At 66.8% G+C, this 15,565-nt stretch carries 14 protein-coding genes and 1 tRNA gene; 7 read left to right on the forward strand and 8 right to left on the reverse strand.

Going from position 1 to position 15,565, the window contains the following annotated elements; all coding sequences use genetic code 11:
- Positions 1 to 47: 47 nt before the first annotated feature.
- The 3 genes from HW532_RS10775 to arr all read left to right on the forward strand — a co-directional run bounded on the left by HW532_RS10775 (position 48) and on the right by arr (position 2,465).
- The gene (locus HW532_RS10775) at positions 48 to 971 is read left to right on the forward strand and encodes a helix-turn-helix transcriptional regulator (protein ID WP_213160488.1); all 924 of its coding nucleotides are present in this window, start codon (positions 48 to 50) and stop codon (positions 969 to 971) included.
- A gap of 166 nt (positions 972 to 1,137) precedes the next feature.
- Positions 1,138 to 1,443, forward strand: a complete 306-nt coding sequence (locus HW532_RS10780) for a hypothetical protein (protein ID WP_213160489.1) — start codon at positions 1,138 to 1,140, stop codon at positions 1,441 to 1,443.
- A 605-nt stretch (positions 1,444 to 2,048) separates the two neighbouring features.
- Positions 2,049 to 2,465, forward strand: a complete 417-nt coding sequence (arr, locus tag HW532_RS10785) for an NAD(+)--rifampin ADP-ribosyltransferase (protein ID WP_213160490.1) — start codon at positions 2,049 to 2,051, stop codon at positions 2,463 to 2,465.
- Positions 2,466 to 2,647: 182 nt separating this feature from the next.
- Here the strand turns inward: arr and HW532_RS10790 are convergent.
- Positions 2,648 to 2,724, reverse strand: a tRNA-Arg gene (locus HW532_RS10790).
- Positions 2,725 to 2,824: 100 nt separating this feature from the next.
- Between HW532_RS10790 and HW532_RS10795 the strand changes: the two genes are divergently transcribed.
- On the forward strand, positions 2,825 to 3,502 hold the full coding sequence (locus tag HW532_RS10795) for a hypothetical protein (RefSeq protein WP_213160491.1): 678 nt from the start codon (positions 2,825 to 2,827) through the stop codon (positions 3,500 to 3,502).
- Here the strand turns inward: HW532_RS10795 and rfbA are convergent.
- The 6 genes from rfbA to HW532_RS10825 form a co-directional block, all read right to left on the reverse strand.
- On the reverse strand, positions 3,484 to 4,398 hold the full coding sequence (gene rfbA / locus HW532_RS10800) for a glucose-1-phosphate thymidylyltransferase RfbA (protein ID WP_213160492.1): 915 nt from the start codon (positions 4,396 to 4,398) through the stop codon (positions 3,484 to 3,486). The genes HW532_RS10795 and rfbA overlap by 19 nt on opposite strands.
- Positions 4,395 to 5,309 (reverse strand): dTDP-4-dehydrorhamnose reductase, encoded by a 915-nt coding sequence (gene rfbD, locus HW532_RS10805; protein ID WP_246478689.1) that lies wholly within the window; start codon positions 5,307 to 5,309, stop codon positions 4,395 to 4,397. The genes rfbA and rfbD overlap by 4 nt, the downstream gene beginning before the upstream one ends.
- A complete protein-coding gene (rfbB, locus tag HW532_RS10810; RefSeq protein ID WP_213160493.1) occupies positions 5,306 to 6,415 on the reverse strand; it encodes a dTDP-glucose 4,6-dehydratase in 1,110 nt (369 codons plus the stop codon). Before rfbB ends, rfbD begins: the two co-directional genes overlap by 4 nt.
- Before the next feature lie 159 nt (positions 6,416 to 6,574).
- A complete protein-coding gene (locus tag HW532_RS10815) occupies positions 6,575 to 7,537 on the reverse strand; it encodes a phosphomannose isomerase type II C-terminal cupin domain (RefSeq protein ID WP_213160494.1) in 963 nt (320 codons plus the stop codon).
- A gap of 222 nt (positions 7,538 to 7,759) precedes the next feature.
- Positions 7,760 to 8,359: a dTDP-4-dehydrorhamnose 3,5-epimerase gene (rfbC, locus tag HW532_RS10820; RefSeq protein ID WP_213160495.1), complete on the reverse strand. Its 600-nt coding sequence runs from the start codon at positions 8,357 to 8,359 to the stop codon at positions 7,760 to 7,762.
- 43 nt (positions 8,360 to 8,402) lie between these two features.
- Positions 8,403 to 11,144, reverse strand: a complete 2,742-nt coding sequence (locus HW532_RS10825) for a glycosyltransferase (protein WP_213160496.1) — start codon at positions 11,142 to 11,144, stop codon at positions 8,403 to 8,405.
- A gap of 261 nt (positions 11,145 to 11,405) precedes the next feature.
- Between HW532_RS10825 and HW532_RS10830 the strand changes: the two genes are divergently transcribed.
- The 3 genes from HW532_RS10830 to HW532_RS10840 are packed head-to-tail and all read left to right on the forward strand — an operon-like array spanning position 11,406 to position 14,039.
- Entirely contained in the window at positions 11,406 to 12,212 is an 807-nt protein-coding gene (locus HW532_RS10830) for an ABC transporter permease (protein ID WP_213160497.1), read from the forward strand.
- Positions 12,209 to 12,880: an ABC transporter ATP-binding protein gene (locus HW532_RS10835; protein ID WP_213160498.1), complete on the forward strand. Its 672-nt coding sequence runs from the start codon at positions 12,209 to 12,211 to the stop codon at positions 12,878 to 12,880. Before HW532_RS10830 ends, HW532_RS10835 begins: the two co-directional genes overlap by 4 nt.
- Positions 12,881 to 12,887: 7 nt before the next feature.
- Complete coding sequence (locus HW532_RS10840; RefSeq protein WP_213160499.1) at positions 12,888 to 14,039, forward strand: KpsE/RkpR family capsule polysaccharide export protein; 1,152 nt, start codon at positions 12,888 to 12,890, stop codon at positions 14,037 to 14,039.
- On the opposite strand, the gene HW532_RS10845 is transcribed toward HW532_RS10840, so the two are convergent.
- Entirely contained in the window at positions 14,020 to 15,048 is a 1,029-nt protein-coding gene (locus HW532_RS10845; RefSeq protein ID WP_213160500.1) for a glycosyltransferase family protein, read from the reverse strand. The genes HW532_RS10840 and HW532_RS10845 overlap by 20 nt on opposite strands.
- Positions 15,049 to 15,565 lie beyond the last annotated feature (517 nt).

Raw genomic sequence — 15,565 nt, forward strand, 5'->3', positions numbered from 1 at the left:
TCACGGAGCGGACATTATAATGCACAGGATGGCGACGGCACGGTACTATGAGTGAAATCACATCCTTCAGTGGAAAGATCGCGTCCGTCGACACCGATGCGGGTGACCGGGAAGCCCGGACCCAGCAGTTCATCGCAACCGTCGGCTTGCGTGTGAGGACCGCACGGGCGCGCAAGGGGATCTCCCGGCGGGCCCTGTCGGAGAAGTCCGGCGTATCGCAGCGCTACCTCGCCCAGCTCGAAAGCGGCACCGGCAACGTGTCGATCGCGCTTCTGCGCAATATTGCAGAAGCCCTCGACCTGCGCATCGAATGGCTGGTGGCGGAGGAGGACCCCTGGGCGTCCGACTTCACGACGGTGGCTGCGCTCTACAGGACCGCCACGAAGGATCAGCGCCGGCGCGTCCTGGAGATTCTCGACCCCGAACATCCCAGCCTCAGGCGCATGCAGCGCGTGGCGTTCATCGGCCTGCGCGGCGCCGGCAAGTCGACGCTCGGCCGGCTGACGGCTTCTGAGCTGAACCTGCCGTTCCTCGAGCTGAACCAGGAGATCGAGCAGATATCCGGCATGCCCGTCAACGAGCTGATCGCGCTCTATGGCCAGGAGGGCTATCGCCGGCTCGAGCGGCAATCGCTGGAGCGAATCGCGGCGACCCACGACACGCTCGTCCTCGCGGTCGCCGGCGGCATCGTGTCGGAGCCGGAGACCTACAGCTTCCTTTTGCGCAACTACCACACCATCTGGCTCAAGGCCCGGCCGGAGGAGCACATGGCCCGCGTGCTCGCCCAGGGCGACGAGCGCCCCATGGCCGGAAACCCCGCCGCCATGGACGAGCTGCGCTCCATTCTGACCAGCCGCGAGGCGCTTTACGCCAAGGCCGAAGCGGTGGTGTCCACCTCCAACCTGACGCTGGAGGAAAGCCTTGCAGCGGTACTCGAGGTGATCGAGGACAAGCGCTTCCTGACCGCGTAATTGCCGCCGCGCGGCCAGCCCCGCCTTGACCGGGGAGGCCACGATGCGCGACGGTGGGCGATGTGGCCGTGAGAGAACAGCGTTTGACCACCCGAGGGTGGGAGGCCTCCAACGCGCAATGGCGCGTACACCTAACCCCCAAAGTCCCGAATGAAAGGAACGTGCGATGAAGATGACCGCCGCACTGGTTGAACGCACATTGAACCAATTCGAGTCCCAGGCCATTCCCGACGACCATCCGTCGGTCCCTCAGCTGAACGAGATGTTCGGAGAGCACACCTACTTCCTGAACGGCAACGGTCTGCACATCGTGGAACCGTCCGAGCCCGGACAGGAGGAGGCCCAGACGGGGCAGGTCATCAAGATCGCCGCCTGGCACGACGCGGAACGGACCAGCCTTGCGCCTCACGAGCCCGAACCGACCGATGTCGTCGTCGCGCTCGGATCCGGCAATTCGGACGCCGGGGCCTAGCCGGCGCACAGTCCGGAGCGGCCATCGCAGGCCGTACCGGTCGCCGCGCGGTGCCGCGGCTAGAGCGCTTTCAGGAAAAGTGGAGACCACTTTTCCGGTTCGAAAGCGCGGCGATACAGGGACCTGGAGGGCATTGAGTGAACGTGAGTTCACGAAATGCGCTCTAGGACGCACTCAGATCGGCGGCGGCGGGTGGGCTTGCACCTTCATGCCCATAACCCCCGCCGCCCATTTGGCGTCGCCGGAAAACGATCCGCGAGGGCAACGGGACTACGAATGATCGACCGATTGCAACGGGACGGGAAATCGGCCCCGTTCTTCGAGGCCTAGAACGTCCGGCGCGCGGACAGAGGGATCGTTTCGGTCCAATGCCGGTCGTTGCGCTCAAGACGCCGGCGACCAAGACTCCGATTGATCGAAAATCGGCGCCACGCAACGCTCGTCTGCCGCCTGGCCCGGTCCGCCTTGTCGGTGAGATTTGCAGAAGCGGGAAGCAGCCACCGCTTGCCACAATTATCGTGTACCGGGAGGCGGGGATTGCGTCAAGCCGGGGTCCTTGTGTCATGGGATCGACCCTCGATTCGCATCAAAGGAGCTTCGAACCCATGTCAGCGTCCGCCAGCGTGTTCTCCCAGTCGTTCTTTCATGGAACGCGGGCCGATCTGAAACCCGGAGACCTGATTGTCGTCGGTCACCGGTCGAACTTCGACGAAGCGAGATCGCTGTCCTGGGTCTATTTCGCGGGGACGCTGGACGCGGCGATCTGGGGGGCGGAACTGGCCGTCGGCCCCGGGCGGGAACGCATCTATGTCGTGGAGCCGACCGGGCCGATTGTGGACGATCCCAACCTGACCGATAAGAAGTTTCCCGGCAACCCGACGCTGTCCTATCGCTCCCGCGAGCCATTGCGCATCATCGGCGAAGTCACGAACTGGCAAGGGCACCCGCCCGAAAAGCTGCAGCAGATGAAGGACGGCCTAGCCCGCCTGCAGGCGGACGGACCCGCCGACATCATCGATTAGCGCGATGCGGGAACGACAGCGTCCACCTTCCCAAGCCTCCAGCCTGCCGTTCCCCGTTCCGCCAATCCGGCGAGCGATATTATCGACCGCCACCTTGCCCGCACGCGTGGTCTTGGCGAGGCAGCCATCACCAAGTTGCAAAACGGACTGCAAAACGAGGGTAGCGGCGAACAGCTAAGCTGTGGTGACCCCGGCAGGATTCGAACCTGCGACCCTCAGATTAGGAATCTGATGCTCTATCCTGCTGAGCTACGGGGCCGGTCACGGGCCCCTATATAGCAGCGCGGTCGCATCGCTCCAAGCATTCGCCGCGCAAGGCTGTTACAAAGATGCGTGCGGTGGGGAAACAGGAAAGCGCCATGCGGTATCCCGTGCTCGAGGCGATCGGGGAGGACGGCTTCACGGCCCTCGGCTGGTTCATGCCACGCCCAAGCGACGGCGTGCCGGTTCCCACCGAGATGCTGGTGCTTGTCGGCAATGCCGGCCCGGCACTCTGGCACCGCTTCGCCGCGGCCCGCGATCCCGCGCGCGACCGGCTCGACGACTGGACGCGCGACCGGCTCGGCGCGCTCGCCGACCGGTTCGGGGCAGCCGTCTTCTTCCCCTTCGACACACCGCCGCTGCCGTTCCAGCGCTGGGCGGCGAGGGCGGGTGCCGGCCGGCCCTCGCCGCTCGGCCTGACGATCCACCCCGAATACGGCCTGTGGCACGCCTATCGCGGCGCGCTCGCCTTCGCCCGGGCGCCGGCGCTTCCCGCCCGTCCCGACCGGCCGCATCCCTGCGACGACTGCCGCGACAGGCCCTGTCTTTCCGCCTGCCCCGTCGGCGCCTTCGACGGGCACGCCTACGATGTCGGGGCCTGCGCGCAGCATATCGCCACGCCCCGGGGCGCGGCCTGCCTCACGGGCGGCTGCCTCGCCCGTCATGCCTGCCCGGTCGGCCGCGCCCATGCCTACCGGCCCGAACAGGCCGAATTCCACATGAGGGCGTTCCTCGGGGCCCGCGAGGATATCCCCGATCAATCGCAGAAGGATTGATGGCGCGCGGCCTCCGCCAGTGTCGGGACGTCCTCTGCGAGCCGGTCGAGATAGTCGCCATAGGCGGTGTGCGCATAACGCTCCGCGATGAGGCGGGACAAAGCTTCGCGGTCGAGATAGCCGCGCCGGAACGCGATCTCCTCCGGACTGGCGATCTTGAGCCTCTGATGGGTTTCCACCAGGCGCACATAGTCGGCCGCATCGAGCAGACTGTCATGGGTGCCCGCATCGAACCAGGCGAAGCCCCGGCCAAGGCGTTCCACCTGCAGCGCGCCGCGTGCCATATAGGCCCGGTTGACGTCGGTGATCTCCAGCTCGCCGCGCGCCGACGGCTGGACGGAGCGGGCGATCCCGACCACGTCGTTGTCGTAGAAATAGAAGCCGGTCACAGCCCATGACGATGCCGGCCGGGCGGGCTTCTCCTCGATCGACACCGGTGCGCCGGCGTCATCGAAGCCCACCACGCCGAAGCGTTCGGGATCCGGCACCTGATAGGCGAAGACCGTCGCGCCCGCCCGGCGCTCCGCCGCCGTCTCGACGAGATCGGAGAGCCCGTGGCCGAACAGGATGTTGTCGCCGAGCGCCAGCGCACAGCCATCCGCGCCGATGAAGTCCTCCGCGATGAGGAAGGCCTGCGCCAGCCCGTCGGGGCTCGACTGCTCGCCATAGGCGAAGCGGATGCCCCATTGGGCCCCGTCGCCGAGAAGCCGCCGCAGCGCGGGCAGGTCGCGGGGGCTGGAGATCACCATGATCTCGCGGATACCGGCGAGCATGAGCAGCGACAGCGGATAATAGATGAGCGGCTTGTCGTAGACCGGCAGCAGGTGCTTGGAGATGCTCATGGTCACCGGCCGGAGCCTGGTGCCATTGCCGCCGGCGAGCAGGAGGCCCTTCATGCCGCCTCCGCCGCGACCCGGTCGAGACAGCGCTCGAGCCCGTCGCGCCAATGCGGCAGGACGAGGCCGAGCCGCCGTTCGGCAAGGCCCGTGTCGAGCACCGACCAGGCGGGCCGCCGGGCGGATGCGCCGTGCTCGGCGCTGGCTATGGGGACGACGGTCGGCCGCGCGACGCCGCCGCGCGAGGCGATATCGAAGATGGTCCGCGCGAAGTCATAGCGGCTCGCCGATCCGCGATTGGTCAGATGATAGGTGCCCCACAACCCCTCGCCGGAGGAGGACCAGCCCGGCCCGCCGTCGAGGATCGTGCCGGCGAGACGGACGATTGCCGCGGCGAGATCGTCCACATAGGTCGGCGCGCCGTGCTGGTCGTCGACCACGCGCAACACACGTTGCTCGCGCGCGAGCCGCAACATGGTCGTCACGAAGTTGGCGCCGTCGGCGCTGTGGAGCCAGGCCGTGCGGAGAATGACATGGCGCTCGAGCCCGTTGCGCACGACGATCTCGCCGGCAAGCTTCGTCTCGCCATAGACGCCGAGCGGACCGGTCGGATCGTCCTCCCGGTAGGGCACCCGGCCGAGGCCGTCGAACACATAGTCGGTGGAGACATGGATCAGCGGGACGCCGCACTCGCGGCACCACCTGGCGACGATGCCGGGCGCCCAGGCATTGACGGCGCGGGCCCGTTCGGGCTCCATCTCGGCACGGTCCACCGCGGTATAGGCCGCCGCATTGACGACGACGCCTGGAGCGGTCCGGTCGAGCGCCTCCGCGATGCTCTCCGGCTCGGCGAGGTCGATCCCGGGCCGACCGAGGCAGGTGACGGACAGCCCGGCCCCGGGCGCGGCCCGCGCGAGCGCGCCGGCAAGCTGCCCCCTACGGCCGATGACCAGCATATCGGGCACCGTCATGCGACATCTCCCTGCGCGACGACACCGGCCGCGCCAGCCGCGCGGCCGACCGGTGCGGCGGCCTTGCCGCGCCCCGCAGCGCCGGCCTGTCTCAAGGGACGCCACCACGCCTCGTTGTCCAGATACCAGCGCACGGTGCGCTCAAGGCCGGAGGAGAAGTCCTCCAGGGCCCGCCAGCCGATCTCGTCCTCGATCCGGCCGGGGTCTATGGCATAGCGGAAATCGTGGCCGGCCCGGTCGGCCACGAAGGCGATCTGTTCAAGATAGGAACCGCCGCCGCTGCGTGGCGCCAGCCGGTCCAGAAGCCCGCAGACGGCGCGCACCACATCGATGTTGCGCCGCTCCGCACGCCCGCCGACCGTGTAGCGTTCGCCGGGCCGGCCGCGCGCGAGGAGGGCGAGGAGGGCGCGCGCATGGTCCTCCACATGAAGCCAGTCGCGCACATTGTCGCCACGGCCGTAGATCGGCAGGTCCATCCCGTCGAGCGCGTTGACGATCGTCACGGGCACGAGCTTCTCGGGGAACTGGAACGGGCCGTAATTGTTGGAGCAGTTGGAGACGATGACCGGCAGGCCGTAGGTGCGCTGCCAGGCCATGGCCAGATGGTCGGCGCTCGCCTTGCTCGCCGAATAGGGCGAGCTCGGATCGTAGGGACTCGCTTCGGTGAAGGTCCCGTCGTCGGGACCGAGGCTGCCATAGACTTCGTCGGTGGAGACATGGAGAACGCGAAAGCGCTCGCGGCGGGTGTCCGGGAGCCCGGACCAGTAGCGCCGCGCCGCCTCGAGCAACGTGTAGGTCCCCACGATATTGGTCTCGATGAAGGCCGCCGGCCCCTCGATCGACCGGTCGACATGGGATTCCGCGGCGAGATGGATGATCGCGTCGGGCTCCTCGTCGGCAAGGACGGCCTGCAGGCCGGCGCGGTCGCCAATGTCCAGCCGGCAGAACCGGTAGCGCGGCGAGCCCGCGAGCCCCGCCGTCGACTGCGGCGTCGCGGCATAGGTCAGCTTGTCGATATTGACGGCACGATGTCGGGTCCCGTGGACGATCGCACGGCATACCGCCGAGCCGATGAACCCGGCACCCCCGGTCACGATAATGCGCATTCCCCGCCCCTGCTTTCAACATGCGGGCCGCCGGCCGGACGTCCGGAGCTCCGCAAGAGTCAACGGGGACACTTATCCCATAAATACAATCATAAGTAAATGTTACATTGATATTCCCTTAAAGGATGCATCTTCGCTGGTGGCCTGACACGGCGTGCGTCAGGCCCGCCCGTAGTCGTCGGCGATACGGACAATGTCGTCCTCTCCCAGATAGGTGCCGAGCTGGACCTCGATGATACGTAACGGCACCTCTCCCGGATTGGCGAGACGATGGACCTCGCCGCGCGGGATGGCGAATGTCTCGTTCCAGCCGACGAGCCGGGTTTCCCCGCCGCAGGTGACGAGCGCCTCGCCGGACACGACCACCCAGTGCTCGCTCCTGTAGCGGTGGCGCTGCAGCGAGAGCTGGGCGCCCGGCTCCACCACGATCTCCTTGACCTGCACACCCTCATGCCTGTGCACGCTGCGATATCGCCCCCACGGCCTGAAGACCGGCGGCGGACCACCCCGCACCGGTCCGGAGCAGCCGGAAATCGGCCTGACAGGCGCCTCGTGGAAGGCCTGACCGCCGAGCGCGCCGAGCAGCGTATCGACGGGTGCCAGGAATGAAACGGGTGCCGGCTGCCGCTGCCCGGTCTCCGCCTGCGTGAACGCGCTCTCCACGAAACGGGCGAGGGCGGCCGGATCGCAAAGGAACGATGTCTGAAGCGGATCGGGATCGGCACAGCCATCGTCGATCCCGCCGCAAGTCCAGGCGGACACCAGAACGAGCCCGCCATGCCCCTCGCGCCGGAGCCATCGGGCCGCGAGCGCCAGGGCGGATGCCCGATCCGCCCCGTCGGGCGCCCACAGGACCGCGCCCGGCTCCGCGCCCGCCCGCCGATAGGCCGCGCGAAGCGCGCCCTGCATCGCCTGCTCCGCGACCACCAGCGGTGCGGCCGGTCCCGGCACGCTCTCGCTCAGGGCAAGGGCCCGGCCGAGCTCTCTTTCAAGCCGTCTCTCGAGATTGCCGCCACCCTCTGCCTGCGCATCTCCGCAGGCCACCAGATGAACCGTCTGAATGTCGGCAAGATCGCCACGCGCGCGTGCCGGCAGCGGCACGCCGTGCTCTGTCGCTCTCATCTGCCCCCCATGGACGTGAGCGAGATATGGTGCGCGGCCCGCCGCCCGAACGGCGCGAGATCGCCTCGCCGGCGCGCCGTGAAGCCCCCCTCTCCCCCGGTATGTGTCCCGCAGCCAGGCCTGAGGCCCGCCTGCGGGTAGCCATTTACCCCGAGATCATAACCATAGGAGGCAGAAAATGTCCATGCTACTCAAGATATATGTCTTCCATGCGAACTAGCGTCATTCAACATGGTCAAGACCGGTGCGCTCGAGATCGGCATGCTCGAAGGCAGCGGGGATATCCGCCAGGCCGGGATGCGCCCGGTCCTTGTCCGACAGCGTGGCCTCGTCCGCTGTGACGGGCCAGTCTATGGCGAGGTCCGGGTCGTTCCAGAGCAGGCCGCGGTCGTGCTCGCGCGAATAGGGAGCGGACACCTTGTAAGCGATCTCCGTCGACGGTTCGAGGGTGCAGAACCCGTGGGCGAAGCCGACCGGCACATAGACCTCGTTGCCGAGCGCGGCACTCAGCACGACCGTGGCGTGGCGCCCGAAAGTCGGCGATCCCCGCCGGATATCCACCACGACGTCGAGCACGGCCCCGCGCAGGACGCGCACGAGCTTGGCCTGGGCGAAGGGCGGGATCTGGAAATGCAGGCCGCGCACGGTTCCCTTGCGCGCCGACATGGACTGGTTGTCCTGGACGAAGTCCTCCGCGATGCCGTACTCGGCAAAACGCTCCCTGTTGTAGGTCTCGCAGAAGAAGCCGCGCTCGTCGGCGAGGCGCGCCGGAACGAGCTGCAGGATCTCCTTCAGCGGATGCAGTCGCGAACACTGGATCATGAACTCCGCTCCCCGGTTCCGGTACGGCTCTCGCGCGCCATGGTCACAAGGCGACGCGGGCCGAGGCCCGCGAACTTGCCGACAGGGCGCGCGTGGCGCTGCCTTGCGTTGCGACGGGGGCTCCCTGCCCCAGCGTCATGAGCTCGCCCACGATGAATGCGGGGTTTCCCTGCTCACTGAGATCGATCAGCCGTCCGGCATCGAGCGCGCGCAGCCGCGCTGCGATCGCGCCGATATCGAAGGCGCAAACCGGCAGGCCCGTTTGCAGGGCTTCCGACAATGTGTAGCAATAGGTCTCCGGCCAGATCGACGGCAGCCACAGCACGTCGATCTTGTGCTTGGCGACCAGCCACTCGACCTTGTCGTTGCTGTAGGGGCCCGTGACCTCCACGCCCAACCGCCTGACCTCGGCATCGCGGGAGGTGTATCCGATCACGGTGAAGGAAACGGGCAGCTCCTTGCGGTTGGCAAACCTCGCGCAGTCCTCCAGAACCCTGAGTCCCTTGATTTCGCTGATCGCGCCGATCACTCCGACGCGGACCGGATCCGACGGCTTGCGCCCGCTGCGGATGCGAGGCTCGAAGGCACTGTCGGCATCGTCATGGGCGCGCACCACGATACGGGCGTCGGGAAAATAGCGCCTGAGCCGGGTCTCAACATCGCCGCTCGGCACATAGACGTGCTCGGCGATATCGAACAGACGCCCATAGCGCGCTCGCCACTGGACGATATCCACGGCGCCGAACTCGGTAGGTTTCCTGGACAGGCAAGCCTGGCACTGCCGAACCGGCGGCTCGCCGCAATAGGTACCGTCGGCACCGACCAGGTTGATCCTGGGGCAGATCGAGAAATAGTCGTGCACCGTCACATCGATCGGTATTCCGGCCTTGCGCGAGAGGTCGGCGAACCGATCCGGCGCGTCCGCCTTGAACTCGACCAGATGATGGATGTGGATCCTGGAGATGCCGAGCGAGCGGAGCAGCGCGACCAGACGCTCCTGATCGTCCTCCAGGTCGATCGCGTCCAGGTTGGGCAGCACCAGTGCTGCGGCGTGCGACAGTCTGGCCAGACGCCGCGAGAATGACGTCGCCCGCAAATGATATGTCGACCACCCCTCCCGGGTCAGCCGCGCCATCTGTTCCTGAACGTGCTTTTCCGTCCCGCCGCCGCGAATATGGTTGATCAGGAGCATGTTGCGGTCCGTGCCGAGCCTCTTCAGGCGCGCCACATCGAGGCGTGCGCGAACCTCCTTGATCGGGTCCTCGGCAATGAACCGGTGGATGGATCTCTCATAGTCGGGATAAAGCGCGTTCAGGGTCTCGAGCGCGCGCTGTCCGCGCCTCAGTCGCTCCTTGTTGCCGAAGGATGTGCTGCCGACATGGCGCACGAAGACATTCGCCGCAAGCACATGCCGCCACCCTTGCGCGCGCGACCGCAGGCAGAACTCGTTCTCCTCGCCATAGCCCTTGCCGAACCGCTGCTCGTCGAACAGGCCGCACGCCTCCAGGCACGGCCGCGTGATGTACATGCAGAAACCGACGGCGGTCGGAATCTCGATCGCGACGCCATCGTTGGCCTCGCGCGTCAGCTTGTCGAGGGTCGCATGCGACACCTCGAGGGGCGCCACATTGTCCTGGGCGAAGACGGGATAGCTGCAGATCGTGCCGTTATTGGTCATCGGCGTGACGGTTCCGATATCGCCGGCGCGGCGCGACGCCGCGCGCAGCCGGTCGATCCAGTCGCCATAGACCTCGGTGTCGGAATTGAGGAGGACCACATCCGCGCTCGTGTCGAAGGCCATGCCGCGATTGACGCTGGCCACGAAGCCGCGATTTTCCTTGTTCCGCAACAGCTTGAAATAGCCCTTGCGCGCCAGCCGCCGCAGATCCGACGACAGCGCCTTGTCCGGGCTGCGATCGTCGATCACGACCAGTTCGAAGGGCGTCTCGTTCTCCGCGGTCAGGACCAGCGCAAGGCAGGACAGCGTCTCCGCCCGCCCCTTGTAAACGGGGACCACGACGCAGACCTCGGCCTCGCCGTTCGGCGCGGCCCGGCGGCCATGCTCCGCGATCCGGGCGAGCGACGACTTGACCTGCGGCGAGCACGACCCGGCCTGCCCGCCGTCTCCCGCCCCGTCCGGCGCCTTGTGCAGGGGCGGTGCAGGCCGCCGCCCCTCCTGCTCGCCATAGAGCACGAAATGCTCCAGCGCACACAGGCCGGACATGGCGACATCCGGGTTGGCCCGCAGATAGTAAGCCGGGTTGAAGAGCGGCGTGGCCGCCCTGTTCTCGCTCATGCCGTGACGGCAGAAATGGGCGTAGGGATCGACCTTCGCGCGCTGCACATCGTAGTTGGTCGCCAGATAGTAGTCCGCATCGAACCAGGGCGAGGGGGCCCTGCCCGACGCGCCGCCGCCGGCCAGATAATGGATCAGCGGGTTGACATCGATATCCCCGAACCGGTCGAGCTGCCGGCGGTAGTATCGGACATCGAAGACCGCATTGGGATTGCGGCCCTCCCGCGCCCCCCAGCGCACGAAATGGTAGAGAGGATCCTGCCCGGAACGCGCCACGTCGCGGTTGGCGCGGCGATAGAAATCCCGGCTGAACAGCCCGCTATAGTGGATCAGCAGCATCTCCCACCGCGCCATGATGCGGGGGCAAAGGCGATGGCCCGGCCCGCGCACCGCCAGCGACAGCCGGCTCAGCGCCTTGAGGACGAAGTTCACAAATCTGGGCGAGCGCGCAAGCGCCCGCATCGCCAGCAGACGTGGTCTTGCGATCATGACACCTGGACGGGGACCCCACCCTAGGGTGGGCTTTGCGTGTGTTGCGTCCCTTGCCGGAACGGCGGCGGCGCGAGCTTTCGGGGTTGGCTCCTCCCGGACAACCGCATCCCGACCCGGCGCAATCGTGCCATGCGCGACTGGCCGCCCCTCTGACTTCATGCCGGCAGTCTCCCCCGAATTCTCAAGATGATTCTGGTCGACAGGACCGTTATAACCTATGATAGCATTAATTAAAACAATCTATCGAAGATTGCAATCATGACAGACAGCCTTCTCGCGCCAGGAACGCTGCGCCACGGCTTCGCCACCCAGCTTTCGGTGGTGTGGGCGCTCGTCTTCAAGGACTACAAGATCCGGCTCGGCCACAGCCGCCTGGGCATCGTCTGGGCCCTCGGCGAGCCGATCATGCACGTCGTGGTGCTGTCGCTCATCTGGCTCGTCATGAAACGCGACGCGATCCTCGGCGTGCCGCTCGCCTTCTTCCTCGGCACCGGCGTCTTGTTCACGCTGCTCATCCAGAAGGCGCTCAACACGATCCCCCAGGCGATCAACGCCAGCCGGTCGCTCCTCGACTATCCCCAGGTGAAACCGTTCGACTGCCTTCTGGCCAGGTTCATCCTGGAAGCGACCTTCCTGTGCCTGTCCGGCGCGCTTCTCTTCGCGGTGGAGATATGGCTCGGCGACTATGTCCCGCCCGTTCCCGATCCGCTCCGCTTCTGCCTCCTTCTGGGTCTCGCCTGGTGCATCGCATTGGGCATCGGCCTGGGGATCGGCGTCTATGCGACGCTCTATCCGGCGGTCGGCCGGATCGCGGGGCTTGCCGGGCGCCCGCTGATGCCGTTGTCGGCGGCCTTCTACCCCGCAAGCCACCTGCCCGGCGAGTTCCGCGAGATCCTGAGCTGGAACCCGGTCCTGCAGATCGTGGAGCTGTCGCGCGTCTTCCTGTTCGACACCAAGCCCTTTCCCGAGCTCGACATGGGCTATGTGTCGCTATGGGCCGCCGCCTCTCTCTCGCTCGGCCTGATCGCCGTCCACGCCAACCGATACGAGCTGGTGAGGCGATGATCCGCTTCCACGGGGTCTCGAAATACTTCCCGACGAAGCGCGGCCGCCATTATGTCGTGCGCGATGTCTCGCTGGAGATTCCCGACCATGTGAATGTCGGCGTCCTTGGCCGCAACGGCGCGGGCAAGACGACGCTGATGCGGCTGATCGCCGGCGTGGATATTCCCAACAAGGGCCGGATCGAGCGCCATGGCCGGCTGTCGTGGCCGATGGGCATCGCGCAAGGCATGCAGGGCGCGATGACCGGCCGCGAAAACGCCCGCTTCGTCTGCCGTATCCAGGGCATTGCGCGAGACGCCATCCCGGAGAAGCTGGACTTCGTGCGCGGCTTCGCCGAGCTCGGAGACTATTTCGACATGCCGGTGTCGACCTATTCCTCCGGCATGCGGGCCCGGCTGAACTTCGCCGTCTCCATGGTCGTCGATTTCGACTGCTACATCATCGACGAGCTGACCGCCGTGGGCGACCTCGCCTTCGCGCAGAAGAGCCGCAAGATGTTCAAGGACCGGCGCGACCGGGCGAGCTTCATCAAGGTCTCCCACAATCTCAAGGAACTGGCCAGCGACTGCGATGCGGGCCTGCTTCTCGACAGGGGCACCCTGACCTATTTCGCCGATATCGCGGAGGCCATCGCCGCCTATCGCACGCTCACCCGCCAAAGCGCCTGAGGCCCGGATGCTCCAGAAGATACAAGCCCCCCCGACGATCCTCGAGCGGGTGCCCCTCGACCCGGCCCGCCTGGTCCACAACCTCACCAACGCCGTGCTTTTCATAGCCATCGTCGTCGTGCCGGTGCTCGTGATCGCGGCCTACGAGACCCTCATCGCGTCCGACCGCTACGAGAGCACCGCCACGATGATCATCACCGAGGAGCGGCCGGCCGCCACGAGCGCCATAGACCTGTCGCTGCTCGGCCTTCCCAACTCCGCCGCCGACAAGGACGCCCTGGTGGTGCAGGCCTATGCGGAATCGGGCGACATGCTGACCTATCTCGACAGGACGCTCGGCATACGCGCCCACTATGCCGACGGCAGCATCGACACGATCTCGCGGCTGTCGAGCGACGCGTCCTTCGAGGACTTCCTGAGCTATTTCAACGACTATCTCACGGTGAGCTACGACAGCGAATCGAAGCTCCTCACCATCGCCGTCCAGGCCTTCGACGCCGCTTTCGCCAAGGCCGTTCTCGATGCCACGATCGCCCGGTCCCAGGAATTCATCGACCGGCTGAACGACCAGGTGTCCGGCGAGCAGATCCGGTTCTTCGAGAACGAGCTGGCGCGTGCCGAAACCAAGCTGAGATCGGCCAAGGCCGAGCTCGTCCGCTTCCAGCAGGACAACCGCATCTATTCGACGGAAGGCGAGGGCGAGACCATCATGAGCACCATCACGGGGCTCGAGCAGGAGCTCGCGCGCACGCGCTCCGAACTCTCCGCGAAGCTCACCGTGCTGCCCGAATCCTCCCCCCAAATCCAGTCTCTCGAGACCCGGATCGCCGCGCTGGAGAAGCAGATTGCCCAGGAGAAACAGCGTCTGTCGGGCACCGGCGGCCAGTCGCTGAGCGAGATCGATTCGCGGTTCCGCGAGATCCAGCTCAATCTGGAGTTCCTTTCCAATGCCTACAAATCGACGCTCAGCGCGCTCGAACAGGCGCGCATCGAGGCCTCGCGCAAGCTGAAATTCCTCATCGTCGTGACGACACCGTCCATCGCCGACGAATCGGAATACCCCGACCGTCCCTACATCGTCGCCACGGCGACGCTCATCTGCCTCATGGTCTTCGGCATCGTCTCGCTCGTCATCGCGATCATCCGCGAACATGCCTGAGCGAGGACCCGAGCGCCTCCTCCCACAGGGCGCGCGCCCTGTGAGGATCGCCGATGCGGCGCGCGAGCGCGACACCGTTCTCCGCCAGGCGCCGTGCGCCCGCCGGATCGGCGATGAGGCCTTCCAGAGCCGTCAGCCACTCGCGCGGATCGTCGCCGGCAAGAAGACCGTCCACACCCGGCGAGACGATATCGGCATAGGGCGCCCGCGCGCTGTAGAGCCCGGCGGCACCGACGGCGGCATGGTCGAGCAGCTTGGTCGCCGACCGGGCGCCGTTGAAGGGCGTGTCGCGCAAGGGGGCGAGCGCCACATGGAACCGCTCCGCCTTCAGCACCCGCTTGAAGAGGGGCCATGGCAGGGGGCGGCGGTTGCGGACAGTGCCGAGCGCCTTCAGCCGGGCCGGCAGGTGGCGCCCGAGGAACGTCGCGATCTCGATACGGGGATGGCGGCGGCTGAGCGCCTCGAGGGCCGGCGCGATGGCCTCCAGATCGCCGACATGGCTGCGCGTGCCGAGACAGGCGATGCGCGGCCGCCCGGAGAGACTGTCGAAATGGTCGAAGGCCTCGCAGGCCATCAGGAGCGAGGGCGGCACGACGAGCGTGCGCCTGGGGCCGAACTGATCGGCGACCGTCCGGTTCGGCGCGACGATCACGGGATCGCGGCGAAGGATCCAGTCGAGCCGGCCGGCGGCGGCCTCGAGCCGCGCGGCATAGTCGGCGGGCAGGCCGGAGCCCCGAAGGGCGGGTCCGTAAAGCAGATCGTCGACGACATAGAAGAAGCGCCCTGGCGCGGCGCGCTCGACGGCCCTGCAGTCGGCGCGCGTCATATGGCGCACGAGGATGACGGCATCGTCGCCGGCGGTGAAGCTGAAGGGGCCTGCGCGGCGGATGAGCGGGTCCCGCCCGGGCGATGCGCCGAGCGGTTTCAGGACATAGAAATCGGCTGTCGGGATGACGGCCCGTTCGCCGGCCATGACGGCCGCCAGACGGGCCTTGGTCCAGTCCCCCATTGCCCCCGTTCCGCGCCGGCTGCGAACCGCCGGCAGCTATTCAGCGCCCGCTCTTGCCGCTGGCGGGCCTGGCCGGTGTCCCGTTGCCGGTCTCGAGCATGCGCAGCATGTGCAGCACCTCGCGGACTTCCGGGCTCACCTGTTCGCTCTCCTGACCGCCCTTGCCCCGTCGGTCCGAGCGCCCGTCACTGGCCATTGTCAACTCCACACCAATCATAGCTTCCACTCCTGGCCGCTCCGGTCAGTATCGCCCGGGCACGGTTAAACAACATGTAAACATGAAGTTTCTGAACGCCATACCCCCCTTCCGTTCATCCACCGGTCATCCTCGACGACGATCATGGGGTCCGCACGGACGGGCGGGACGGCGCCGGGCGGAGCGGTTAGACCCGCTTCATGGCGAAATTGGGATCGGGCGGCCACGCCTCCGGCCGTGGTCAACGCGGCGTTAACGGCGCGCACGGAATAGCCGGGATGTGTATGGTGTTTGCCGTTACGTGACCTTGTGCCTGCGACA

Source organism: Kaustia mangrovi, from assembly GCF_015482775.1.
In the GTDB taxonomy this organism is placed as follows: domain Bacteria; phylum Pseudomonadota; class Alphaproteobacteria; order Rhizobiales; family Im1; genus Kaustia; species Kaustia mangrovi.

Coding starts and splice junctions, on each gene's coding strand:
- HW532_RS10775 (WP_213160488.1), top strand. CDS start 48: ATGAGTGAAATCACATCCTTCAGTGGAAAGATCGCGTCCGTCGACACC.
- HW532_RS10780 (WP_213160489.1), top strand. CDS start 1,138: ATGAAGATGACCGCCGCACTGGTTGAACGCACATTGAACCAATTCGAG.
- arr (WP_213160490.1), top strand. CDS start 2,049: ATGTCAGCGTCCGCCAGCGTGTTCTCCCAGTCGTTCTTTCATGGAACG.
- HW532_RS10795 (WP_213160491.1), top strand. CDS start 2,825: ATGCGGTATCCCGTGCTCGAGGCGATCGGGGAGGACGGCTTCACGGCC.
- rfbA (WP_213160492.1), bottom strand. CDS start 4,398: ATGAAGGGCCTCCTGCTCGCCGGCGGCAATGGCACCAGGCTCCGGCCG.
- rfbD (WP_246478689.1), bottom strand. CDS start 5,309: ATGACGGTGCCCGATATGCTGGTCATCGGCCGTAGGGGGCAGCTTGCC.
- rfbB (WP_213160493.1), bottom strand. CDS start 6,415: ATGCGCATTATCGTGACCGGGGGTGCCGGGTTCATCGGCTCGGCGGTA.
- HW532_RS10815 (WP_213160494.1), bottom strand. CDS start 7,537: ATGAGAGCGACAGAGCACGGCGTGCCGCTGCCGGCACGCGCGCGTGGC.
- rfbC (WP_213160495.1), bottom strand. CDS start 8,359: ATGATCCAGTGTTCGCGACTGCATCCGCTGAAGGAGATCCTGCAGCTC.
- HW532_RS10825 (WP_213160496.1), bottom strand. CDS start 11,144: ATGATCGCAAGACCACGTCTGCTGGCGATGCGGGCGCTTGCGCGCTCG.
- HW532_RS10830 (WP_213160497.1), top strand. CDS start 11,406: ATGACAGACAGCCTTCTCGCGCCAGGAACGCTGCGCCACGGCTTCGCC.
- HW532_RS10835 (WP_213160498.1), top strand. CDS start 12,209: ATGATCCGCTTCCACGGGGTCTCGAAATACTTCCCGACGAAGCGCGGC.
- HW532_RS10840 (WP_213160499.1), top strand. CDS start 12,888: ATGCTCCAGAAGATACAAGCCCCCCCGACGATCCTCGAGCGGGTGCCC.
- HW532_RS10845 (WP_213160500.1), bottom strand. CDS start 15,048: ATGGGGGACTGGACCAAGGCCCGTCTGGCGGCCGTCATGGCCGGCGAA.